At 39.8% G+C, this 26,129-nt stretch carries 15 protein-coding genes; all 15 read left to right on the forward strand.

Features of this window, described 5'->3' with window-relative positions; translation table 11 throughout:
- Nucleotides 1-26: 26 nt before the first annotated feature.
- The 15 genes from JXQ92_RS04170 (at nt 27) to JXQ92_RS04240 (ending at nt 26,087) form a co-directional block, all read left to right on the forward strand.
- Nucleotides 27-2,021 (forward strand): tetratricopeptide repeat protein, encoded by a 1,995-nt coding sequence (locus JXQ92_RS04170; RefSeq protein WP_421985325.1) that lies wholly within the window; start codon nt 27-29, stop codon nt 2,019-2,021.
- A gap of 86 nt (nt 2,022-2,107) precedes the next feature.
- A complete protein-coding gene (locus JXQ92_RS04175; RefSeq protein WP_421985326.1) occupies nt 2,108-4,117 on the forward strand; it encodes a hypothetical protein in 2,010 nt (669 codons plus the stop codon).
- A gap of 3 nt (nt 4,118-4,120) precedes the next feature.
- Nucleotides 4,121-4,396 (forward strand): helix-turn-helix transcriptional regulator, encoded by a 276-nt coding sequence (locus JXQ92_RS04180; protein ID WP_421985327.1) that lies wholly within the window; start codon nt 4,121-4,123, stop codon nt 4,394-4,396.
- A gap of 179 nt (nt 4,397-4,575) precedes the next feature.
- Nucleotides 4,576-4,905, forward strand: a complete 330-nt coding sequence (locus JXQ92_RS04185; RefSeq protein WP_421985328.1) for a PadR family transcriptional regulator — start codon at nt 4,576-4,578, stop codon at nt 4,903-4,905.
- The gene (locus tag JXQ92_RS04190; protein WP_421985329.1) at nt 4,902-7,580 is read left to right on the forward strand and encodes an ABC transporter permease; all 2,679 of its coding nucleotides are present in this window, start codon (nt 4,902-4,904) and stop codon (nt 7,578-7,580) included. Before JXQ92_RS04185 ends, JXQ92_RS04190 begins: the two co-directional genes overlap by 4 nt.
- A 167-nt stretch (nt 7,581-7,747) precedes the next feature.
- Nucleotides 7,748-9,475 carry a tetratricopeptide repeat protein gene (locus JXQ92_RS04195; RefSeq protein ID WP_421985330.1) on the forward strand — a complete coding sequence of 576 codons (1,728 nt, stop codon included), beginning with the start codon at nt 7,748-7,750 and terminating at the stop codon, nt 9,473-9,475.
- A 232-nt stretch (nt 9,476-9,707) separates the two neighbouring features.
- A complete protein-coding gene (locus JXQ92_RS04200; RefSeq protein WP_421985331.1) occupies nt 9,708-11,723 on the forward strand; it encodes a dockerin type I domain-containing protein in 2,016 nt (671 codons plus the stop codon).
- Between the two features lie 155 nt (nt 11,724-11,878).
- Nucleotides 11,879-12,211 (forward strand): helix-turn-helix transcriptional regulator, encoded by a 333-nt coding sequence (locus JXQ92_RS04205; protein WP_421985332.1) that lies wholly within the window; start codon nt 11,879-11,881, stop codon nt 12,209-12,211.
- A 575-nt stretch (nt 12,212-12,786) separates the two neighbouring features.
- The gene (locus tag JXQ92_RS04210) at nt 12,787-13,299 is read left to right on the forward strand and encodes a hypothetical protein (protein WP_421985333.1); all 513 of its coding nucleotides are present in this window, start codon (nt 12,787-12,789) and stop codon (nt 13,297-13,299) included.
- Between the two features lie 263 nt (nt 13,300-13,562).
- The gene (gene tpiA / locus JXQ92_RS04215; RefSeq protein WP_421985334.1) at nt 13,563-14,324 is read left to right on the forward strand and encodes a triose-phosphate isomerase; all 762 of its coding nucleotides are present in this window, start codon (nt 13,563-13,565) and stop codon (nt 14,322-14,324) included.
- Entirely contained in the window at nt 14,324-15,157 is an 834-nt protein-coding gene (gene prmA / locus JXQ92_RS04220) for a 50S ribosomal protein L11 methyltransferase (protein ID WP_421985335.1), read from the forward strand. Before tpiA ends, prmA begins: the two co-directional genes overlap by 1 nt.
- 61 nt (nt 15,158-15,218) lie before the next feature.
- Nucleotides 15,219-19,904: a hypothetical protein gene (locus JXQ92_RS04225; protein ID WP_421985336.1), complete on the forward strand. Its 4,686-nt coding sequence runs from the start codon at nt 15,219-15,221 to the stop codon at nt 19,902-19,904.
- Between the two features lie 94 nt (nt 19,905-19,998).
- Nucleotides 19,999-21,378: a dipeptidase gene (locus JXQ92_RS04230; RefSeq protein WP_421985395.1), complete on the forward strand. Its 1,380-nt coding sequence runs from the start codon at nt 19,999-20,001 to the stop codon at nt 21,376-21,378.
- A 60-nt stretch (nt 21,379-21,438) separates the two neighbouring features.
- A complete protein-coding gene (locus JXQ92_RS04235; protein ID WP_421985337.1) occupies nt 21,439-23,883 on the forward strand; it encodes a protein-disulfide reductase DsbD domain-containing protein in 2,445 nt (814 codons plus the stop codon).
- Nucleotides 23,884-23,894: 11 nt separating this feature from the next.
- A complete protein-coding gene (locus JXQ92_RS04240) occupies nt 23,895-26,087 on the forward strand; it encodes a heavy metal translocating P-type ATPase (RefSeq protein ID WP_421985338.1) in 2,193 nt (730 codons plus the stop codon).
- Nucleotides 26,088-26,129 lie beyond the last annotated feature (42 nt).

Consider the following 26,129-nt stretch of genomic DNA (forward strand, 5'->3'; position numbering starts at 1 on the left):
AGGCGGACATGAGCTAGATTAGCGTTATGAAACGTATCATAGTATCACTTTTGTTTCTGACAGGTTCTTTAAGTGCCCAAACATCTCGTTTAGATAGCCTATATAGGTTAGCAGAACAAAAAAGATCTTCACTAAAGCTTGAGACGATTAATTCATTAATCAAGCAGCAAATGGATGTTAATCCATACAAGGCAGATAGTTTAGCTAACATTTATAATGATTTTGCAAACTCTTCTTCCGCATCTAAAGAGAAAGCGCAGTTCAATGTAAACTGGGCTACTGCTTTACTCAGAATGAAAAATCCGTACTTGGCTAGAACAAAGTCACTCAAAGCTATTGAGCAGTTAGAAGGAAGTAAAATTTACTCATTAAAGGGTTTAGCCAATCTTGTTTATGGACAGACCTTTCAAGCCGAAAGAAAGTACGACAGTACGACGATCTATTATGTAAAAGCTCTGGAGCTTTATACGCAGGCGGAAGATATAGATGGACAAGGATTAGCAAATGACCGTTTAGGCGTTAATTATTCAATGCAACAGAAATATGCCGAGGCTTTGAATTATTACAAAGGAGCTATTCAATTAAGGAAACAGGCTGAAGATACCATGTCTGTTCATTTTAGTTATGGAAACATAGGCCTGCTGTATAAAAAAATAGGCGAGTATGATTTGGCGCTTCACTATTATCTTAAGTCCCTAGAAATAAAAGAGCATTTGGGATATAAAGTATCAATTGGAAAAGTGCTTAATAACATCGGCAACTTGTATCAAGAGACTGGGGATTATGACTTGGCCATTGATGCACTTGAACAATCAATAGAAATGAAAAAGGAACTTTTCGATACACTTGGCTGGTCTTTTAGTTTGGATAATATTGGCGCAGTAAAGCAATCGCAGGGTGATTATGGAGAGGCTATTTCTTATCACTTAGAGTCATTAGAACTGAGAAGGAATATGAAAGTCCAAACCCGAGACTATATTACTTTGGCTAATATTGGCCGTTGTTATAGGTTAATTGGTAATAGGAGAGAGGCAAAGAGGTATTTCTTAGAGTCTCTTACAGCAGCCAAAGAAGCAAATGTTCTCCGCTCGACTGCAAGAGCTTATAACCATTTAAGCGATCTATCTAGGGAACAGTTCGATTACCAATCTTCTCTTGATTACGGTTTAAAGAGCTTAAAGATTGCAGAAGAACTTGGTACTAGAGACGCTCTTTTCGAAGCACATCAAGCGCTCAATCAAACCTATCGATCAATGGGTAATCTGAAAATGGCTTTTTACCACCTCGATGAATACCTCATGTATGAGCGAGAAATGTTTGATGCCCAAAAACAGATTGAATTGAACAAAATAAGAGTCAGATATGAATTCAATCAAAAAGAGCAAGAATTACTGGCAAGCCAAAAGGAACTCGAAAGAGTTGCTCTTCAGTCAGGCTTAATCAAGTCGAGACAGGTTTCATTGTTGATTTCAATTGTCATTTTGACTCTTTTAATAGTGTTTTTATGGCTATGGTTTAAAAGTAAAATGTCAAGAGTTAAAGTGGAGAAAAAACTCTTAGAACAGGAAAAGATCAATTCGAATAAAGATTTAGAAATAAAAGATTTAAAGTTGCTGCATTATACTAACCAACTTAAACATCAAAAGGAATTAGTTGAGGGGTATAAAGTACAGCTAGTTGATTCGGAACGCAATGGCCGAGACAGGGAAGAACAGCAGCTCAGTCAAATGGCAGTTTCGGTTGAGGGCAGAGCAGGCCAGAATTTATCGTGGGAAGATTTTCGCTTAAAATTTGATGAGGTGCATCAACAATTTGTTTCTAATTTGTTAAATACGTTCGGTAGTCTAAGCCCAAATGAACTTGACCTTTTAATTCTGCTTAAGATTAACCTCTCTTACAAGGACATTGCACAAATCCTCAATGTTAGCTATGACAGTGTTAGAAAGTCCGTACACCGTCTTTACAGGAAATTGAACTTTGCTAGCCCTGAGGAAATGCGGGTATTCATACTTCAAAAGTAACCAACGTCACAGATTGTCCAAGTTCGACTCCATGTGTCACATAGGCCTGAATAATATTATTCTAAGCTTCACGAAAAGTTTAATTCATGAAGCACATCACTTTTCTTGCCCTTTTACTCATGTTGAACGCTATGCAATCTTTTGGGCAAATATTCTTTTCGTTAGATCAAACCTTATCAACAGTAAATAGCAATAACCATCGCTCCGAAGGTACCTTTAAGTTTATTCCTTTAAAAGGCTCTATTGTTAAAGAATCCTCTTCATTTTCGGAAAAAAACCGGAGGGTTAATGCGTTCGAAAATAGAACGATTAGTAACCCAGTAAGTGGCACTAGCTTGTCAGCTGGAGATCTTGCCATAATCTGGGTTCAAGCAGATATACCAGACGATTTCGCTTTTGTTACGTTCGTGAACGTTGACGCAGGTACGGTAATTTATTTTACAGATGCTGGAACTTTTGCTGGGGGTGGCTTTCCCTCTTCTTCAACAGAAGGGGTTGTCCAATATACTGCCCCAATTGGCGGTTTAAGTGCAGGAAGTACGGTCAAGTATAGTGAATCTGCGTCGGATTTTTCAACACCAACCGACTCAAGATTTAACGGCTCGCTAAACTTTGCGGCATCTGGGGATCAGTTAATTGTTTATCAGTCTGCTACCTCTCCAACAGGTGTATCAAACGCTTCTGGCAACCCTAAGTTTATATTTATTGCTCAACTTTCTTCAACGGTGTTTACTGGTGATGCCAATGATAGTAACCAAAGTAGTTTACCGGCAGGCCTGAGTGACACCTCTGACCCTAAGACGGCCTTGGGCTTAGGGGTTGGTTCTGGAACTCAAGATGAATGGGATAATGTTGTTTACAAGGGTCAATATGTTTTTACGAGTATAGCTGATGCTAAGGCTAGCATAACCAATTTAAGCAATTGGCACGGTACCAATAGTCCTAACGTGGTTGATATTAATACGGGTTTAGCCATTGATGCTACTTATACGAATGCTATTAACAATATTCCTTCCCAAATAACGATAGGAACAACAGACACCGACGCCCCCGTTTTCGATGTTGCCCCGGCTACGAGTTCAGTGACGGCTTCAGGTTTTACGGTAGGAGCCAGCATAGATGAAGGAGGAGATATTTACTATGTGGTGGTGGCTGATGGGGCTACTGCACCAACTTCAGCTAATGTAATCGCTGGCCAAGCCAATGGCGGAGGTGTAGCGATTAAATCAGGCAACGGCACAAGTCTTGCAGATCCCTTCACCCTGTCCTCAGCAGTAACAGGTCTAGCTGCCGGTACGGCGTATGATGTATATGTAGTAGCCAGAGATGATGAAGGCACTCCGAATGTCCAAGCATCAGTTACTAAAGTAGATGTAAGCACTTTAGCCCCAAGTTCACTTCAGGTAGCTGCTACAGTATTTCTAGAAGGAGCCTGGAACGGTACTGCTGCAATGCACACAACCTTAGAAGATGCTGATCTAGTTTCAGCCAGTGCTCCCTATAATGGAACCAACAGCCATGCCGGCTCAGAATCCGTAGCCAGCGCAGCGTCTGTCCCCGATGGTGCAGTAGATTGGGTACTGGTAGAACTAAGAGAAGCAGGATCAGCTGCTACAGCAACCAACGCAACAAGGAAGGGAACGACGGCAGGCTTCTTGATGAGCGATGGAACGATCAAAGCTACCGATGGATTAAGCAACCTGACGATCAACTTATCTGGCAATACAGGAACAGACTACTACGTGGTGATTTATCACAGAAACCACCTGCCGATCATGTCAGCCAATGCCATAGCAGGTAGCAGTGGAACACTGACGATAGATTTCACAACCAACTCAGCGAACACCTACCAAACCACTACAGCCCTAGTCTCGCTAGCAGGCAGCAAGTTTGGCATGCCGGCAGGGGACTCTAACGGAGACGGCAGTATTAACACCACAGACCTAGGCACCTGGCGAACCAACAACGGCGCAGTGTACAGCTACTCAGGCAATGGCGTATCTGACTTCAATCTGGATGGCGTAATCAATGCAGTAGATCGAAATGGCTTTCATCAAAAGAACACAGCTAAAACCAGACAAGTACCAAGTACTTAGATTATGATGATCACAGAACGACGATTGGTTGATCATTTGATTTCGGAGTTACAGAGTTCAGCCAATGATTGGCAAGACAATCTAAAGCAGCATCACCCCCACCTGACGGCCTACGACTTAAGGTTATGCACTTACCTGAAAGCAAACCTATCCACCAAGGAAATCGCCACCCTGCTAAACATCACCCCCGATAGTGTTAAGAAAGCCAAGCATCGGCTGAGGAAGAAAATAGTCATGAGACCGCAGGATACTTGGGGAGTAGTTCTGAGTAAGTCTTAAAAGTCATATCATTTCCAGAGTTGCTTTCCGCTATTATATTCATAAACCCGTTTATGATCAGTCTTTTTTTGAATGACTAGAAACTCTGTTTTCTAGTTAATTTTTAAAAATCGTTTCATTTACTCAACAAAAGTGAATTTAATTATTACTTTTACTTTTGTTGAGTAAATATTTAACCTATGTCTGACCACTCCCTTGGAGAATTCGAAGAGCTCGTGCTATTAATTGTTGCAGCCTATAATAAGGAGGCTTATGGAGTACTTATATTGGAAAATTTAGAAGAGAAACTCAGTAAAAAAGTCAGTATAAGTGCAGTTCATATGGCTTTAAAACGCATCGAACAAAAGGGCTTTGTAGAATCCAGTTATGGAGGAATTACCAATCAAAGAGGAGGAAGGCGTAAGAAATATTATGCTGTTACAGCTTTAGGTAAAAAAGTGCTAGACCGTCAATATGAATTGAGAACGAGCATATATAAGCAAATCCCTAACATTTCATTTGGCCAATGAATGTTCAGCCACCAAAACGGTCATTGAAGTTCCTGCGATGGTTTTGCAGAGAAGACTTTATAGAAGAAGTAGAAGGCGATCTAGTCGAGCTCTTCGAAAAACGTTATGAGAGGTCTCCCTCTAAGGCACGGAGAAAGTTTACCTGGAGTGTATTGAAGTACTTCAGGCCAGCTTTTATCAAATCATTTCAAAAATTTAACAACTCAAATACAACAGCCATGTTCAAGAATTATCTCAAGGTTTCGTGGAGAAACCTCATTAGGCAGCCCTTTTTTACCACGCTAAATACCTTTGGTCTTGCTGTGGGTATGGCAGGCGGACTATTGATTTCACTTTTTATATACGATGAACTCAGCTACGACAAGATGTTCGCCGATTCCGAGCGAATCTACCGTCTGAATATTGACAATAAGATTGCTGGTGAAGCCAATAAATACGCCGCCGTTTCTGGGCCTTTAGCAGAAGTAATGAAACGTGACTATCCACATGTTGAATCTATAACAAGGTTTAAAAACACTGGGAGCAAGTTGATTAGACACATCGATGCCGACCAGAATGTAAAAGAAGATAAAGTAGTAGCGGCCGACCCAGATTTCTTTGAAATGTTTGGTTTAGACCTTATGATCGGTGATAAAAACTCGGCATTTAATGAAGCTAATTCCTTAGTACTTACCCGAACTGCGGCAGAAAAACACTTTGGGTTAAATGAAGCACTGGGTCAGCAGATGCTTTTAGACAATGATGAAGTCTACTTAGTAACAGGCATAATTGAAGACTTTCCTAAGAACTCCTTTCTCAATAATTACCAAGTATTGCTCTCTATTTCTAGTTTCGATGACTATGACAGTCCCGCTTGGAATAATTGGAATTTTCCGACTTTTGTCAAACTGAAGCCAGGTGCAAATGCAGCCGATTTACAGGAGTATCTAGGAACAGTAAAAGACAGATACCTCATTCCATGGGCTATGAAAACATTTCCTGGCCTAACAGAGCAAAGTGTAAAAGCGCAAGAAGAATCGGGTAATTATATGATATTCGATGCCATTGCATTTACGGATATACACTTAAAATCCCCAAACCTTTCAGGAGAATTTAATCTAAATGGAGATATTCAGAATGTGTACATTTTATCATTTATAGGCCTATTTCTGATTCTTCTCGCCTGTGTTAACTTTATGAATTTATCTACAGCTAGATCTTTGAAAAGAGCTAAAGAAGTAGGTATTAGAAAGACACTCGGGTCGCACCGTTCTGCTGTCATTGGTCAGTTTTTAACCGAAGCTTCACTGGTCACATGCTTGTCATTAGTGTTGGCAATAGCTCTTGCTTATTTAGTGATGCCTTATTTTAATGCATTGTCTGGAAAGGAAATGACGATTCCTTTTAATGCGCCAAATTTCTGGTTGTTGTTGCTTGGAATCACACTCGTCTTAGCCATTTTCTCAGGTAGCTATCCAGCATTTTTAATGTCGAAATTCTCACCTTTGAAAGGCTTAAAAGGAGGAGATCAGTCCATCGGAGGCGCTAGAATTAGAAGCATTCTGGTCATAGTTCAGTTTGCTGTATCTGTATTTCTAATTGCCAGTACGCTCATTGTTTTTAGACAAATTAGTTTTATTCAAGGAAAAGATCTGGGTTTTCAAAAAGACCAAATTCTAGTGCTGAATGATGTAAGTGCTGTAGGTGATCAGGTACAAGCTTTCAAACAAGAAGTAAATAGGATATTTCAGGTAGAGAGAACTTCCTTGAGCAGTTACCTGCCAACGCCATCTGATAGAAGTGGGGTGACTTACTTTCCAGAAGGAGAAGTCTTTCAGGCTAAGTCTGCTATTATAATCGATCAGTGGCATGTTGATTTCGACTACGTTCCGACCTTGAATCTAGAGCTTATTGCAGGTCGGAATTTCCAAAAATCACTTACAACGGATTCGTTGACCGTTATTTTAAATGAATCAGCAATGAAAATGCTTGGGAAGTCTCCTGAAAGCGTACTAGGCATGCGCATTACTGATGATTTCAGAAATCCAGATGAAGGTGAAATGGCCTTTTACACAGTTATCGGAGTGGTGAAGAATTTTCATTTTGAAACCCTCAGGAATAATATTGATGCTTTAAGCTTGATAATTGGGAAAAGAGATGCGAATAGAATGATGGTTAAATTAAATGCTTCAGACTTTTCTGAAACGATTACAAAAATTGATCACCTCTGGTCTGAAATGGCACCGGGCCAGCCGTTCGATTTTTACTTTATGGATGATTCATTTAATGAAACCTATAAAGCAGAGCAGAGATTAGGGCGTATCTTCATCACCTTTACCATGCTCTCTATTTTCATAGCGTGCCTAGGGCTTTTTGGCTTAGCAGCCTTCAATGCCGAAAGAAGAGCTAAGGAAATAGGTATTAGAAAGGTACTTGGAGCTAGCGTAGCTCAAATTACACTTCGCTTATCCACTGACTTTCTAAAACTGGTCGCTGTAGGAATTATTATCTCATTACCGCTGGCCTGGGTTGCCATGAATCAGTGGTTGTTAGACTTCTCCTATAGGATTGAAATTGGATGGGTAGTTTTTGCGACTTCTGCCTTGGTGGCTGTAGTTATTTCAATACTTACAGTAAGTCATCAAAGCATAAAGGCTGCCTTAAGCAATCCCGTGAAATCGTTAAGATCAGAATAAGTTTTATTTCTGACGCTAAAGATGCTTTCCTCTTGCTTTTTAGTCATTTATCTTGTTCATTAATTATCTAATTATTGTCCCCCTTTGTTTCTGCAAAGGGGGACAAGTTTTATAATGGTGTTCTTCCAAGTTTATATATTGGGGGGACATATCTAAGTGAACCTAGAATGAAGGGCTGTATAACCATCATCGTACTATTCTTTCTTGCGCATAATAGTGTGGCGCAGATCAATGTCGAAAGCCTCGATATTGAAATAGAAAAGCGCTCAGATACGGTACAAGTAATTCAGCTATATCAAACGGCAATTAAGATGTTCAATCGCGATCCGGCGCTTTCAGAACAATATGCCTCACGCGCACTTATTCTTGCTAAGGAGTTGGAATATATAGAGGGTCAGGTAGAAGCCCTAACCGTATTAGGTGCACTTCACAACATAAAATTCCAATTGGAACAGGGTCGAGAAAAACTGGGTGAAGCGCTGGCGCTCGCAAAGCAAGCTTCATATAAAGAAGGGATAGCTCAGGTCAACTATAGTTTAGGATCAAACTATATGAAGTCTGGTTTTTACGATTTGGCCATTGAATGCTTTATTGAAGGATTGGAAGAGGCTAGGCTATCAAAGAATCATAACCTTGAAATGAGTAATCTATTAGATTTAGGTATAGCTAAATCCGCTATCGGTCAATATGATGAGGCCGAAATGTACCTTAGAGAGGGTATTCAATCCATTAAATCTAGAAACCCCAGTTTTAATTCAATCCATTTTACAGGAAGCCTTGGTAACCTTGAGTTTGCAAGAGGCAATTTCGCAAATGCAGAAAAGTACCACCTTGAGGCTTTAGGCTACATTAAAGAAGCGGGTGATCGAAAACTTCAGATTCATTCTTGGTCTCAATTAGGTCAGATTTACTCCAAATTGTATCAAGAAAAAAGAGCTTTGCAGTATTTAGATAGCGCTCAAAACCTGAGCTTAGAGTTAGGCTTGACCCTAAGTTCAGTGAGTATAATGCGAACTAAGGCAAGAGTGTATTTAGATTATGGGCGCAATGACGAGGGATTAACGCTTTTAAACAAAATCATGCTCATGAGAGATGTGTATAGAGAGAGCATTGGTTTGAAAATGGATCTTTATGATTTGAGTGTTGAGTTTAATGAACGCTTAGGCCTATATAAAGAGGCATTTATTGCTCAAAAGGCCTTATCAAACTTAAGGGACAGCTTATTTTCAGAAGAGAGGTTCGATAGAATTACGGAAATAAATGCCAAATATGAATTCGATCAATTGAAAACTAAGGCGGAAGCGGAAGAGCAACTTAATAAGATTAATAAGCTTAAGATTACCCAGAAGAATTTGCTAATTCTCGTGCTCAGTATAGTTTTTCTCGTGAGTATATTAGTTTTCCTGTGGAATAAAAAACGACTTGAACATCGACTTTTATTGACACAAAAAGAGCAGGCCCTGCTTGAGAAAGAATCGAAGTTGAAAAACTATGAAATAGAAGATCAAGGAAGGCGCATAGTCGATTATAAAGAAAAGTTAGAGAAAGCAGAAGAACTAGCAAGTCAAGGTGCACAAGAAAATAGGCTTGTCGATTTCTTAAAATCTTCCAGTATGCACGCTGTAGATTGGGTTGCTTTTAGAATTGCCTTTGACGAAAAATTTCCGTCCTTTTTTAACGCCTTAGATAGTCACCAGTTAACGGTCAATGAAGAAAGGCTCTGCTGCTTAATCAAATTAGGTTTGGTCACAAGAGAGATTGCTGACCTATTGGCCATAAGCCCTAATAGCGTAATTAAGGCAAAGTCTAGGCTTAATAAAAAAATAGGGCTCACCCATAAACAACATTTAGACACATATCTTAAAGAGGTTGATTTAGCCTTAAAACAAGCTTAAACGTGGCTTTTTCTTAAATGTCATGGTTTTTCCTATTGAGTGTGACTGAAATGTCACGGTTACAATCCTGTCACCCACACTATCATGGAATAGTTTAGTCGTGTAGAAAAGAATGCCCAATAAGAGCGCAATCGCGCTGACTCTTTTTGTACTTGGTTGTTTGCGTTGTTGACCGCCAAACCATGTTTTCAAAAGAATTTTGGGCACTCTTTTTTTGATAAACCGACTAGAGATGATTCGAAATAAGAAATGGATTATTGGCTGTACATTAACTTTAATAAGTACGCTGAATTTGTATTGTCAAACTGACCAAGACAATTCTTCTTCCAGTGAGGGTGTCATGCGAAATAATGGAATTGTTGCTTTTCCTGCTGATGCCCTCAATATTTCTTCTCGCGTTACAACAAATAGTTTATTAGAGTTACTTGAAAGCAAAAAGGAGATAGTGACCACTACCTTAAGCGTAGGTGACATTGCCATAATCAAAATGACGCACGATGACCCTGATGATTATACATTTATAACCTTTGTGGATATTCTAGCTGGCACTAAGATTTATTTCACAGATTGTGGAGTAACCTCATCCGGATCTTTTGGAAGTAATCCAAGTTTCTTTCCAAATGATGCATCTGCTTGTAGCGAAGGCGCTGACTTGTACACGGTTCCTGCTGGAGGTTTAAGTGCTGGAGACATTGTTACATGGAGTACAAGTAGTGATTTTGTCGATTACACCGATTCTGGAATGAGAAGATCTGGTGGAGGTACGAACCTTTCTACCTCAGGTGATCAAATATTGGTTTTTCAGGATGGAGATGGCACTGGAGGCCAAGAACCGGGGAGGAACCCGAGTTATATCTTTATTGCGCATACTTCATCGACACAATTTGCTGGTAACGGTGCGGATGGTACTACGCAGTCGCATTTACCAACTGGTTTATCGGCTTCAACATCACCTAGGACAGCGGTAGCTTTAGGAGCTGGCAGTGGTGCTAGTGATGAATGGGATAATGTAGTTTATAGTGGAAGTTATGACTTTTCCAGCGCGGGAAATCAAGCTGCCGCAATAGCTGCTGCAAAAATTGCCATGACCAACCCGAGTAACTTTATAAAAACAAATGATCGCAATGCATCTAATTACACAACAGCTGTCGCTGCTATACCAGCGAATTTAACGACGGTTTCTTCAGACACTGATCCTCCATCTTTTGACGCTACACCAACATCCTCCTCTATCACACAAACAGGGTTTACCTTAGGCACAGATATAAACGAGGCGGGTACCATTTACTATGTAGTTGTGGCTAATGGAGCCACTGCCCCAACATCGGCGAATGTAAAAGCAGGCCAATCCTCAGGGGGAGGTTCAGTAGTAACTAGTGGAAATGCAGTCGTAAACTCTGGAGGATTCACTAACAACTTTGGTGTAACAGGCCTGAGCGCCGGGACAGCCTATGATGTATATGTTGTAGCACAAGACGATGAAAGCTCTCCCAACATACAAGCAAGTCCTACAAAGGTTGATGTAACCACGCTTGCGCCTGCGTCTATTCAAGTAGCAGCAACGGTATTCTTAGAAGGCGCCTGGAATGGCACTAATGCAATGAACACTACTTTAGAAGATGCAAATCTAGTTTCTGCCAGTGCTCCTTATAATGGAACTAACAGCCATGCAGGTTCAGAGTCAGTGGCGAGCGCAGCTGCTGTTCCAGACGGAGCGGTAGATTGGGTATTGGTAGAATTAAGAGAGGCGGGTTCGGCAGCAGGAGCGGTAAACTCAACCAGAAAGGGTTCAGCAGCAGGCTTCTTAATGAGCAATGGGTCGATAAAGGCTATAGACGGGACAAGTAACCTTTCAATAAACTTATCAGGGAATACTGGAACCGATTACTATGTGGTGATCTATCACAGAAACCACCTGCCGATCATGTCAGCGAATGCTATCGTAGGAAGTAGCGGCACACTGACAATAGATTTCACAGCAAACTCAGCCAATACTTATCAAACCACAACGGCACTAGTAGCCTTATCTGGGAGCAAGTTCGGAATGCCATCTGGTGATCTAAACCAAGATGGAAATATTAATGGTACAGACCTCGGCACCTGGCAAACAAATAATGGGATCACCTTTAGTTATGGTAGTAATGGTGCGGCAGACTTCAACCTAGATGGAGAAATTAATGCGGTAGACCGAAACGACTTCCATCAAAAAAACACATCGAAAACAAGACAAGTACCGACCAGTATTTAATGGAAGTATCAGTCATAATAGGTGAGTAGAACGACATCTTGAACCGATAATTATAGCCTTAAACACACATTAAAGGAGGGTTTTTCAAATGTCATCCTTTTTACCGCGAACTGTGAATGAAATGTCACGGTAGTAAGTCGACGGACGAGTTTGTCATGAAATATATTAGTCCTGGTAAAAAAACAAGTAAAAAACCTGCAAAGTATACGATGACTATTCAAGAAAGAAACATGGTTAATAATTTGGTTTTGGAACTCCATGGTACACATGCTAAACTAAGGCAGAGACTATCTTTTAGATATCCTGTTCTTACGGAATATGATTTACGATTATGCATTATGCTTAAGGCCAATATACCCACAAAGGACATCTCTTTGTTACTTAATATAACGCCCGATAGTGTAAAGAAAGCCAAGCATAGACTTAGAAGGAAATTGAGAATGAACCCAAAAGTATCTTGGATGGTCTTCCTTGATAACATTGATTGATGCCATAAAATTTTATCAGGGACAGTATTTTAATCTAAGTTTTGTTCTGGATCAGTGCTCCAAGCTACAAAAGATATAGCCATACTCCATATTAAAAATTATATCTATTTTAGATAAAGTAGAGTAATAAATATAATTATTGTGTTTGATTAAAAATTATAGACACTAATTACGTCAAAGGTTGGATTTGTCATATTCCAATTCCTATATTCACCACTGCATTACTCAATTAGAGTAATCGGAGCAGTAACAATTAAGAGGCAAAACACCTTGTTTTGCTGGCTGGCGCACAGTTGTTAAGCTCTCAATCATCGAATAGATGATTTTGAGTCATTAAACAATTAATAGGCCAGTGATACCTTTTAATAAAATAATTCAAGATTTCGGATACCTAGTTGGGTTTGCATATGCAAATACCTTTTTCCGTACGTCAATATTACGCTCATCACTGCCTTCCCCGTCAAAGTTGTTTTCCCGTTGGTTTTGGAGTTTTGATCCAATAGTTCTAGCGCATAAATCTAGAACTGTTAATCATATGGTGAATGACTTTCTAAGTGTAAAAAACAAGGTGAGTTATGGATCAAGGATTAAGCCGTGCTTTAATATTTGAATACAATAGTGTTTGGGGACAAATAACCGGTGATGGAACGCTCTTTAATTATAAGATGCGTGCTATTTGGAGTCCATTTTTTCAATTATTTGGGCTGTGTACAGAGTTCTCTATTGGGTTCAATAGTATTATTGACTATAAGGAAATCGAAGGGTACTTCGGCTCATCAATTGTGCTTTCTATACACAAACATAAATTAAATAATCGTCTAAATCTCGTTCACACAAAGCCGCTTTGGATATACAATAAGGGCCTGAAAAAGTTACTAATTAAGTCTATAGAAGACCTTATTGTGACCAGTAAAAGAGGAAAAAATATAGCCCTTATCTGTGTGAGCCAAGAGAACATAAATGAATACTATGCTGCTGATGGCTTAAGGCCAGAAGGAAGGTTAATTGATTTAGCCAAGTATCAGCTTCGAAAACAGAAGCTTAGAGCATATGAATTGTCAATGAACAGTACGCAAAACACTATATGATATGTTTAGGTAGTTCGATGTGGAATACCAAATTATTGGCTTGCTAGTTATTAAGAGACGCTTAGTTTCTAGCCAGAGTAATTGTTAGGGTTACTTGTTCTGCTAAACAACATTGGAGGTCTTCGGAGAGGAACAAAAAGATCTTCGCTTGTTGGTCGAATTCGATTTAGAACCCCGCAGAGATGTGGGGTTTTATTTTTTATTCAATCTGTAAGCATTAGTCTTTTTAACTCAATTATATTTGAGCATAACTCAAATCAACTATGAGAAAGAAGATAATTGCCGGAAACTGGAAAATGAATAAAAACTTAGAAGATGGCATTGCGCTGGCTTCTGAAGTCGTAAATATTGCAAATGATGAAACGCCAAATGATGTCACAGTAGTAATGTGTACGCCAGCAATTCATTTATCTCAAGTTAGCGGTATAACTGCCAATTCAGACAAAGTTTTTGTAGGAGCTCAAAATATGAGTGAGCATGAATCAGGAGCCTATACGGGTGATTTAGCAGCCGATATGATTACTTCTACCGGTGCTTCTTATGTCATCATTGGTCATAGTGAAAGAAGAGAGTATCATTTTGAAACAAACCAACAGTTGGCAGCGCGAGTAAAGTTAGCACTAGCCAAAGGTTTAACACCACTTTTCTGTTGTGGCGAATCCCTAGAAATTCGCGAAGCAGGTAAACATGTAGAGTTTGTTACCAATCAATTGTCAGAGAGTCTTTATGATCTATCATCCGAAGACCTACAAAAAGTAGTCATTGCTTATGAGCCAATTTGGGCGATTGGAACAGGCGTAACGGCAAGTGCTGAACAAGCACAAGACATGCACAAGAGCTTAAGAGCCTCTTTAGCTGATAGGTACTCTCATGAAGTGGCAGAAGAAATTTCGATCCTTTATGGAGGTAGTATGAAACCATCCAATGCGCAAGAATTATTAAGTCAACCAGATGTTGACGGAGGTCTTATTGGAGGAGCATCTTTAAAATCACGCGATTTCATTGATATTACTAAATCCTACTAATGGATTTTATTCAAATCAATGTACACTGCGACTCACCTTTTGGTGAAATCTTAACTGCTGAAATGGGGGAAATAGGGTTTACGTCTTTTGTAGAGACTGAACTTGGGTTCGAAGCATATATCGAGGAAGACGAGTTTAGCCATCCTGCAGTCCAAACCTTATTTAACAACTACCGAAAGCAAACCAGAATTTGGTATGAGTTAAAGAAGATACCAAAAGTAAACTGGAATGAAGAATGGGAAAAGAATTACGATCCCATTAATGTAGATGATAAAGTATACGTTCGCGCTACTTTTCATGAGTCACAACCTCAGTTTCCATATGAAATCGTCATCAATCCGAAGATGTCATTTGGAACAGGTCATCATGAAACAACCCATCAGATGTTAGCCCTTCAATATGACATTGACCACAAAGGAAAAAGTCTTCTTGACATAGGTTCAGGGACAGGGATTTTGGCTATTATGGGGTCCAAATTAGGGGCAAGTAGCGTTGCGGCAACTGATGTTGATGAATGGTGTATTGAAAATTCTCAAGACAACTTCGACCTGAATGAGGTAAAGCCAAACTTTATAAAAAAAGGCACCATCCGAGAATTGGCTTTGAAGGATAGTTACGATTTAGTTTTGGCGAATATCAATACAAACGTATTGCTAGATGAGATTCCTGAGTACGTCAAATTACTAAATGATGGCGGTTACCTGTTCTTAAGCGGCTTCTACGAGTCAGACCTTCCAAAAGTTGATGAATTGGTAGTTGGACAAGGGTTGAAAGAAGTTAGGCATACAACTCGCAAAAATTGGGTTGGGATTGTATATCAGAAAGTGACCTAAGTTTTCACTATTCTGCGCATTTCTTCGTTCATTTATTAAGTCAAGGAAGATTTCATCTGATATGCTTACTGGTCAAAAGGTCGTTTTTAGGTTTTTTCTACTCCTATTTTTGTGCGGTACACTCCATGCGCAAGAAGCAGCGAACGACCCTGTTGAATTATCTCCAAATGTAAAAGCCATCGTTAAAGACAACGATGTTGCCGACTTTGCTCCAGAATATAAATTCTTTATTGAAAACTATCGTCAGAGCCGTTTTACGCCCGAAGTAAAACAGAACTTATTGGCTAGCTTGGTTAAGCTAGAAGCCTTGAGAGTCAGAATTCGTTATGACCTTCGCGATCTTTTTGAGGCCTTACAGTTTGCAAAGGAAAAGCACAATTTCAATGATGAGCAGATGGAAAATCTGACGAAATCAATACGAGGTGCAACAGAAAAACTCAATAGAGTCAAGTTTCTTGCCTATCTGAAAACATTGCATGGATTTATGGAAAATACGGCAATTTATGCCGACCGATATCAATCCGTTTATTTTAAAAATGCAACCTATGAAGTCCTTTTAAACGAGGAAAGCCAAGCAGCAGATGAAGTAGTTGTTTATAAACCTCAAAAGAAGTTAACAGTCGAAGAAGCACTGGCCAGATCGAAGGCAGGCTATAAGGCTCCAGAACCAAAACCGAGAGATCTGATGAACGAAGACCTCCCGGAACAATACGAAGAACTTGGTCAAGTAATCCATTTGATAAAAGGGGATTTGGTATTGGCTAGTACCACTGATACTGCGGTAATCGAAGGAACATCCGGTTATTTTAGGTTCGATAAAAATATATTTATCGGTCAAGATGGAATTGTTGATTGGTCTGAATTGGGAATGCCCCAAGAAGAAATGAAAGTTCGTTTAAAGAACTTTGAGCTGCCCGTAAATCAGCGCAGTTTTAAGTTTGAGAATGTACTCTTTAGCCAGCCAGCTAAAATCGAAAAACCCATTGAAGGAGAGTTATACCTGAATATTCGCCCGTCAAGAAACGAAAGAGGAACTTTTCCTCGATTTCTTTCATATAATGCCAATACGCCGATTAAAGGATTGGGCTCTGAAAAAATAAGCTTCAAAGGAGGAATCAATTACGAAGGTCTCGACTTCTTTTCTCGATCACTGTACGAAGAAACTGCAGTAATAACCGGGACAATTGACGGCGTAAAACGGTTCACTGCGCGCAGTAAAGACTTCACCTTTGATAATAAAGACTCCACCGTATCTTCTCTAGATGCAGAGCTCACGATTTATCATTTGGCCGATTCCGTTTATCACCCAGCGGTAGAGTTTGACTACGACTATGAGACAGACATACTCAAATTAGAAACAAGTGTTAAAGGATATAAAACAACCCCTTTTAGATCTTCCTTTTACAACATGGATATTTCTGGTGATGCTTTAAGCTGGGATCTGAATTCTGATTCCTTAGATTTTGCCATTAACTCAGCAAGGGCTGATGTTCCGCTCATGTTAGAATCGAAAGACTTTTATAGTAACGCCAAATTTGAAGACCTGGCACAAGTGTTCAACTTTCATCCATTGCTTATGGCCGTAAATATGGCTGAAAAGGCAGGAGGCGATGTTTTTTATACCAGCCAGATGGCCAGAGATAAAAATTTAGATGAATCCCTTGTGAAAAAGACCATGGAATTACTCATGGCAGAGGGTATGGTCAAACTCGATAGGCTAACGGGAAAAGTGGAGGTTTTGGAAAAAGGGTACCACTATGCTGCAGCAGGAAGAAAAGACCCTAATTACGACGATATTTTGATTCCGTCGATAATAGATAATGCACCAAATGCAACCATGAACTTTAAAGACTCTGTGCTTACCGTTCGAGGTGTACAAAGGTTTGTAGTGAGTGATTCACTCGACGTATTGATTGCCCCGGACGATGGTGTGATGCGCGTTTTAAAGAATAGAGATATTGAGTTCGATGGATCGCTTAATGCAGGTAATTTTCAGTTTAATGGAACCCAGTTTACCTTTCGTTACGATAGCTTTTTAGTGAACATGGAAAAAATTGATTCCATTAAGCTGCAAGTCCAAAATGCACGTGGGCAGAGAGAAGAGTTAAGCAATAAGCTTGTAGGAACTTCAGGATTAATTCTGATCAATGAACCAGATAATAAATCCGCTTTTAGGTCTATGCCAGAATATCCAATCTTTACATCAACAAAAAGCGCCAATGTATATTTCAGCAAAGAGGACGTGCTAAAAGGAGCATATGATAGCACCGTTTACTTCGATGTTCCGCCCTTTGTTTTAGACAGCGTTGCTGACGCAGATCCATCAAAATATGCCTTTCAAGGAACATTTTATTCAGGTGGAATTCTGCCAGTTTTTAAAGAGAGTTTGAAGCTTATGAAAGATAAGAGTTTCGGTTTTCAACATGCTATTCCAGATAGCGGATATAATCTCTATGAACAAGGAGCGCGGCTTTATGGGGATGTAAAAATGGATGAAAATGGAATTTCTACCCCGGGCAGTATAGAATATCTCACCACAACCTTTACCCAAGAACGAGCAACGCTTTTTCTCGACTCACTTGTTACACCAAAAGGTATAAAAGCCACTATGACTAAAGGGATGGTCGATACGGTGTCATTCCCATCCATGACTTTAGAAGCCTACGACATGAATTGGCTCGCAAAGCGAGACAGTATGATTCTTAAGAACCTTGAGTTTAAGAAACCCTTCCAAATTTTCGATAACCAAGCACAATTAAGAGGTGAAATGGTCTTGAGAAAGGTGGGCTTATTTGGCTCAGGAGAAATGGCAATTAATGGTGCGCAGCTAAAATCTGATTCAATTGCTTTTACCGCAGATTCATTCCTGTCTAGGCACACAGAATTTACCTTAGCAGCACCAAATACACGCAAACCCATCTTAAGTACAAGCAACTCTAATATCAATTTCGATGTAGCCAACGCGCTAGCAAGAATAGAACCTGGGGTGGCCGGTGAAGCATCATTAGAATTTCCATTTGCACAATTTAAAACCTCTATACCGTCGGCACTATGGGATGTAAATCAGAAGTCGGTTACCATGACTAAACCGGAAAGTGTTCCGATTGAACAATCATTCTTTTATTCTACCAATAAGAAGTTAGACTCACTTGCTTTTAGTGCAACTGACGGTTTCTATGACATTGAAAAGAAGGAGCTAAATGTAAAAGGGATTCCATTTATAAAGGTGGCAGATGCCAAAATAACCCCAGAAGGAAATGAATTGACCATACTCGAAAATTCGCGAATTGAGAAACTTCAAAACGCCGTAATTTTAATTGATACGGCAAACGCTTATCACAGACTTTTCAATGCTGAAATTGAGATATTGTCGAGGACAGAATTCAGGGGAAAAGGAACTTATGAATTGGTTAATGCACAGGCAGATACATTTTCCATCCAATTCGATCAATTTCAATTTGTAGAAAATGACGAAGTAAATGGACCGCATACCAAGTCGTCCGGAAGAGTTTTAGGTTCGCAAGAAGTGGTTATTTCTCCAGGGTTTATCTATGAAGGAGAGTTAACAATGTATGCCTACAAAAAGGCACTTCGGCTAAACGGTGCCGTGAGACTTGATTTACAGAAGATATCGGAGAGAAATGTTTGGATTGAACATGCGTCAAACGATGATGTTGAAGAAGTTGTAATTCCTTTTGACCAAGCAGTTACTCGAGAAGGATCGCCCCTAAATGCAGGCTTACATTTCGATAGTAGAAGGAATCCTTACATGTCGTTCATTACAGAAAAGCGTGATCCGGCAGACGATGATTTCTTTGTGCCAAGAGGAGGAAATCTGTTTTATGATAATGATAAAGAGTCTTATAAAATTGAAAACCCGGCCAAGTCTGCAAACCCAGAATCGAACTATGCCGGCAGCATGTTCTCTTATCAAGAAAACAGTCAGGATATTACGTTTGAAGGCCGACTTAACTTCTTTGCAGGTTCAAAAGGAGCTAATATTCAGGCCGCTGGAAAAGGCGACGGAAATTTAGACTCGCTCGCATTTGATCTTGATGCGATGTTAGTGCTCTCCTTTGGTTTACCAGTAGACGGATTAGCAGCAATTGGTCAAAACCTAACGGATATGGCCGAAAATTTAGGTGTTACCAGGGCACTTTCTGATAGATCTGAATTGATTTATAGAGTGGCCGAATTTATCGGTGACGAGGCAACAAGGCAGTGGGACGAAAGTTATGGAACAGTGCCAATTCCATTAGCTTCTGCTTCGCCAAATGGAGAATTAATCAAAGACTTGGTGATTTCGCAAGTTCATATGAAGTGGTCTAAACAGACAAATTCATTTTATAGCGAAGGTCCAATTGGAGTTTCTCATGTGTCGAATATAGACCTTAATATGGAGCTGCAAGGCTTTATTGAAGTTCGTAAAACGCGGGAGGGCGACATCATTACCATCTTACTACAAATGACCGATGGTACTTGGTACTTCTTTAACTATGATGGTTTCAGTTTTACATCCTTTTCTTCGAATGAAATTTACAATGCTACAGTTTTGAATACCAATACCGGCAAAAATCAAATCGGATCGTTCAAGGTATCACTAGGAAGTATTCCTGAGATCAGCAATTGGGCTAGAGATTTTCGAAAACTCTACTACGGAATAGATGAGCCTTATAAGCTGCTGATGTCTACCGATTCCAATCAGACTTTGAAGAAGAAAAAGGCAGTTACCGGAGATGGTTTCTAAGTCTGTTTCTACCACCCATTGATTATCTGATTTCCCATTCGCACTTTGGCACATTTTCAAGTAAATTGCTTCAAATTAGAAATGCATGAGCGCCATTAACGACTATATAGAATCCAATAAGGACAGATTTTTAAATGAGCTACTTGACCTCTTAAGAATACCATCGGTAAGTGCTGATAGTAATTTTAAGGAGGATGTTCGAAATGCGGCAAATTTTATCCAAGAAAAGCTCCTTTCTGCTGGTGCTGATAAAGCAGAAATCTGTGAGACTGCCGGTCACCCAATTGTTTATGGAGAGAAAATAGTCGCTCAAGATGCACCTACCGTTTTGGTTTATGGGCATTATGACGTTCAGCCAGCTGACCCCTACGAATTATGGGATTCACCACCATTCGAACCCGTTATAAAGAAAACGGATCTACATCCTGACGGTGCAATTTTTGCCCGAGGTGCTTGTGACGATAAAGGCCAAATGTACATGCATGTAAAGGCCTTCGAAACAATGATGGCCACGAATTCATTGAATTGCAATGTGAAGTTTATCATTGAAGGCGAGGAAGAAGTTGGATCAGATAACCTTGGCATATTCTTAGAAGAGAATAAAGAAATGGTTAAGGCGGATATCGTTTTAGTTTCAGATACTGGAATTATTGCCAACGACGTACCATCAATAACTGTGGGTTTAAGAGGACTGAGCTACGTAGAAGTTGAAGTAACCGGTCCTAATAGAGATTTACATTCAGGACTTTATGGGGGAGCAGTGCCCAATCCAATCAACATTTTGGCCGAAATGATTGCCTCATTGAAAGATGAAAATCAACGGATCAATATTTTGGGTTTCTATAATGATGTCGTGGAGTTATCGGCAGTTGAAAGAGCTGCAATGGCAAAAGCCCCTTTTAAGTTGAGCGAGTTTAAGGATTCCATTGGCTTGAGTGATATTGAAGGTGAAACGGGGTATAACAGTATGGAACGAGCTTCGATTCGACCTACGTTGGATGTAAACGGAATATGGGGCGGCTATACCGGAGAAGGGGCTAAAACTGTAATCGCTTCCAAGGCATACGCTAAAATTTCCATGCGCTTGGTGCCAAATCAAGATCCAGATAAAATCACCCAACTTTTTGAAGAGCACTTTAAATCAATAGCTCCAGATTCTGTAAGTGTAAAAGTGACTCCGCACCATGGAGGTCAGCCAGCAGTAACACCTACAGATTCTATAGCCTATCAGGCGGCATCAAAAGCGATGGAAACTACTTTCGGAAAAGAACCAATACCTTTTAGAGGAGGAGGAAGTATTCCGATTGTTGCACTTTTTGAGCAAATACTAGGTTCTAAAACTGTTCTAATGGGATTTGGACTAGACTCCGATGCCATACATTCTCCAAATGAGCACTATGGGCTATTCAACTACTATAAAGGGATAGAGACGATTCCTTTATTCTTCCAGAATTTTTCCGACATGCAGGAGTAGGGTGGTTTCACTTAAACTGTATTGAATCTTAAACCGATTTAATGCGTTTGTAACATGGCTATGAAAAAGTATCTATTATTTCTATTTCTAATTCTTGTCAGCGTCGACAGTTTTAGTCAGTTCCGTAAAACAACGGAATGGACTTTTGATGCTAGTAAAAAGCAAGTAAATGTTGGTGACGAAATAGAACTCATCTTCAAAGCCAAAATCATAGACGATTGGTACCTCTATTCTAGCGATCTTGAAGAAGATTTAGGTCCAATGCCCACCGAAATTACGTTCGAAGACAGTGAGTCTTTCGAGATAATTGGCGACTTAATGCCCATTAACCCAAAGAAAAAGTTTGACAAAATCTGGAAGGGTGATGTGACTTATTTTACTGGGGTAGGAGAGTTCAGACAGAAAATAAAGGTGTTGAAAAAGGACCTTGATATTACTGGAGAGCTTTCATTTCAGACCTGTACAGATGTTAATGGTTTGTGTATTCCCGGTTATCAAGACGTTGATTTCTCTTTCATAAGTGTTGTAGAGAAAAAGAGAACCCCAAAGCCAATTCAATTAGGTCAACGAATTGATAAAAGAACAAAATGGTCATACAGTGCAAGTCAAGAATCCGTAAAGGCTGGAGATGAAATAGATCTCATACTCAATGTAGAAATTGTCGACAATTGGTACTTATACTCTAGCGATATACCTGAGGATGTTGGACCTATACCGACGGCCATTGAATTCGAAATGAACGGTTCTTTCGAACTTATCGGTGACTTGATACCCATTAACCCTAAGAAGAAATACGAAGATACCTGGAAGGCAGATGTGACTTACTTTACAGGCCAAGGTCAGTTCAAGCAACGAATTAAAGTGCTGAATGATAATTTGAATATCGTAGGAGAGGTATCCTTTCAGACTTGCTCCGATGTAACCAAACTCTGCGTTTTAGGAGATGATACCCTTGATTTTGGTTTTATAAATACGAGGGCAGAAGGAAATGCTTCAGGAACAACCCTTTCGGCATCAGGAGACTACAGTCAATTGTTAGATGCCAATGAAGGCAGTTCTCTTTGGGGCTTTTTTATTGGGGCTTTTCTTTTCGGTTTGGCGGCATTGCTTACGCCTTGCGTTTTTCCAATGATTCCGATGACGGTTGCTTTCTTTACCAATAACTCGCAATCAAAAGGTCAAGCAAAAGTCAAGGCCTTAACCTATGGACTTTCTATAATCGCCATTTATATTCTTATTGGCCTAGTGTTTACCAGCTTTTTTGGAGTTGGTTTGGCTAATGATCTGGCTACAGGTGCAGTCGCGAATATTATCTTCTTTTTAGTATTCGTGATTTTTGCGATTTCTTTCTTTGGTTACTTCGAAATCAACTTGCCAACGGGTTTCATCAATAAAATGGATAAGAAGGCTGAAAAAGGAGGCTTTTTAGGCGTTTTCTTTATGGCCTTTACCCTTGTACTCGTCTCATTTTCATGTACCGGTCCAATTGTAGGTACTGTGCTCATTCAGTCGTTTCAAGGAGAAGTTATTAAGCCGGTAATTGGAATGTTAGGCTTTTCTTCAGCCTTTGCTATTCCTTTCACCGTTTTTGCCTTCTTTCCAGGTATGCTAAAAGATCTACCGAAATCAGGAGGATGGCTTAATTCCGTAAAAGTAGTGTTGGGCTTCATTGAAATAGGCCTTGGTTTTAAATTTTTAAGCGTTGCCGATCAGGCCTACCATTGGAGACTTTTAGATAGAGAGGTTTATATCGCTATTTGGTTTGTACTTGCCATCCTATTGGCACTATATCTAATTGGGGTAATTAGTTTCCCACATGATGGTAAAGATAGAAAATTGAAGCCCATCGCCTTATTGGTGGCAGCCTGTAGTATAGCCTTTTCAGTTTATCTATTCCAAGGGTTTGGCAACGCCCCGTTAAATGCTTTGGCAGGTTATTTACCTCCGGAAAAAAGCACAGATTTCTCATTCCAAGAAGTACTCGGTTTAGCAGCTATTGAAGAAAAAGTGAACGTTGCGCCCGATGGTTTCAAAGGAGAAGTAAAGTATGCTGACTTTCTTGAGTTGCCACATGGGCTGAAAGGCTTTTTTGATTATGATCAGGCAATTGCATTTGCTAAAGAAGTGAATAAACCCCTATTCATAGATTTTACAGGCCATGGTTGTGTGAATTGTCGAAAAATGGAGCAAAACGTTTGGGCCGATGAAGGAGTATTGAAAAGATTGAAGGAAGACTTTGTGATAGTGGCAATTTACATTGATGATAGAACCAAATTGCCAGAATCGGAATGGTATACCTCTTCTTTCGATAATAAAGTAAAAAAGACCATCGGTAAGCAGAATTTCGATTTCCAGATCGTTCGATTTAACGGTAACGCACAGCCATATTATGTGTTACTCGACAACAATGAACAACCTTTGGTTTCGCCTGTATCATATGACCCAAGCGTTGAGAACTTCATCAATTTTCTCGATGAAGCTAAAGCGGAATTTGCCAATCGATAAATGACTAGTATATGAATGAAGTTTCCAATTCATATACCATTCCAGTAAAGGGCATGACGTGTGCGGCATGTGCTAGCACTATCGAAAAAACCTTGCTCAAAGAAGATGGGGTAAACGTAGCGAACGTCAATTATGCTACCCATTCGGTTCAGCTTGAGCTATCAGAAGGCATAAAGCTCTCGAAACTCAGGAAGCAGGTAAAGCGTGCAGGGTACGATCTCCTTTTAGAATCCGATTCACAAGAAAATAGTCAAGCGCTAGTGCTTAAAAACCTTCAAAAGCATCTGTTTGTTGCTATGCCACTAACAATAGCGATAGTAGTGCTTTCCATGTTTGTCGGCATTTTCCAATTCAAAGAATACTTACTTCTTGGACTTACCCTTCCAGTACTATTTTGGTCGGGACTCAGGTTTTATAGAAGCGCGTTTAATCAGTTGCTGCGTTTGCACGTGAATATGGACACACTTATTGCTACAGGCACTGGAGCGGCATTTTTATTCAGTTTAGTCACCACATTCTTCCCAAAATGGATTGAAGCGCAAGGAATTGAAACGCATGTTTATTATGAATCAGCAGCGGTAATCATCACGTTTATACTATTAGGTAAATTTCTAGAAGAAAAAGCAAAACGGAAAACTAGCGATGCGATTGAAAGCCTATATAAACTAAAAGTAAACAACGTAATACGTCTGAAGGATGATGAGCATCAGACAATCAATTTAGACGAAGTTGCTCTCGGAGATATTCTTCTGGTAAAGGCTGGGGAAAGGTTTCCGGTTGACGGTGTCATTATCAGTGGTTCCACAGCTGTTGACGAAAGTATGCTTACAGGGGAGTCTATTCCATTAGAAAAACAAAAAGGCGATAGCGTTAAAGCAGGAACGATCAATCAAACAGGATTGATTCAGATGCAGGCAGAAAGGCTAGGGGCAGATACCGTTCTCGGTCAGATTATTAAACTAGTTTCCGATGCCATGGGCACAAAGGCTCCCGCTCAACAGCTAGCTGATAAAATAGCATCAGTTTTTGTGCCTATAGTTTTGGTTTTAGCACTCTTAACCTTTAGTGTTTGGTACTTCTTGGTACCAGAAACTTCTATCAGTTTAGCATTCGTCAATACTTTCAATGTTTTAATTATTGCCTGTCCATGTGCGCTTGGCTTAGCAACGCCTACTGCCATTATGGTAGGTATTGGTAAAGCAGCTAGCCACGGTATTTTAATTAAAAGCGCTACCGCTTTGGAGAAAGCAAAGAAGATGACCAAACTCTTTCTTGATAAAACAGGAACAGTTTCAAAAGGTCAATTAGAAGTAACAGCTGCTCAATTTTATTTTGAAGAGGACATGTCGTTAGAGCTGCTGAGTATTCTACATGGCTTAGAATCAAGTTCTTCTCATCCCATAGCCCAAGCTATAGTTACTTACTTGGACAAAAACTTTCGATTATTCCCATTTATGATGAAACAGGTAGAAACACTACCAGGAATAGGGTTAAAAACGATAATTGAAGAGAAAGAATATACAGTATCAGGCGTTAAAAATGTTGAAACAAACCTAATTCCAATTCAACTAGAAGCCCTAGAAAATATGAAGAGTAAAGGGCTGAGTTTGGTGCTGTTTTGGGAAGGAAAATCTCTTATGGCAATGTTTGGTCTTAAAGATAACGTAAAATCTACCGCACCTGAGGTGATTAAGGCTTTGAATAAAAAAGGCGTTGTAACGGAGATCTTATCTGGAGATCATGAATCGGCAGTTGCTGCTGTGGCTCATGAAACTGGTGTAGCATCCTACTATGCTCGCTTATTGCCTCATGATAAGGCGCAATTGGTAAAAGAGGCTAAAGAAAATCAGACGATAGGCTTTGCAGGAGATGGAATAAATGATGCCCCTGCTTTGGCTGAAGCAGATTTGAGCATTGCCATGGGTACAGGAACGGATGTTGCCATGCAAAGCGCAGATGTAACATTAATAAGCGGAGATTTACCTAAGATTTTAACCTTGATTGAACTTTCTAATAAAACGGTTAAAACCATGCACCAGAACTTATTTTGGGCATTTATTTACAATTTAGTAGCTATTCCCATTGCCGCTGGCATTCTAATTCCTATCAATGGATTTACATTAAACCCAATGATAGCAGGCGCCGCAATGGCGTTCTCTTCTCTTAGTGTTGTGCTCAATAGTTTAAGGCTCAAAGCCTCCTAATAGATGGAATCAGCATTTTTTGAATGTTTTACACCTTAAAAA

Source organism: Roseivirga sp. (assembly GCF_049099775.1).
Classification (GTDB): Bacteria; Bacteroidota; Bacteroidia; order Cytophagales; family Cyclobacteriaceae; genus Roseivirga.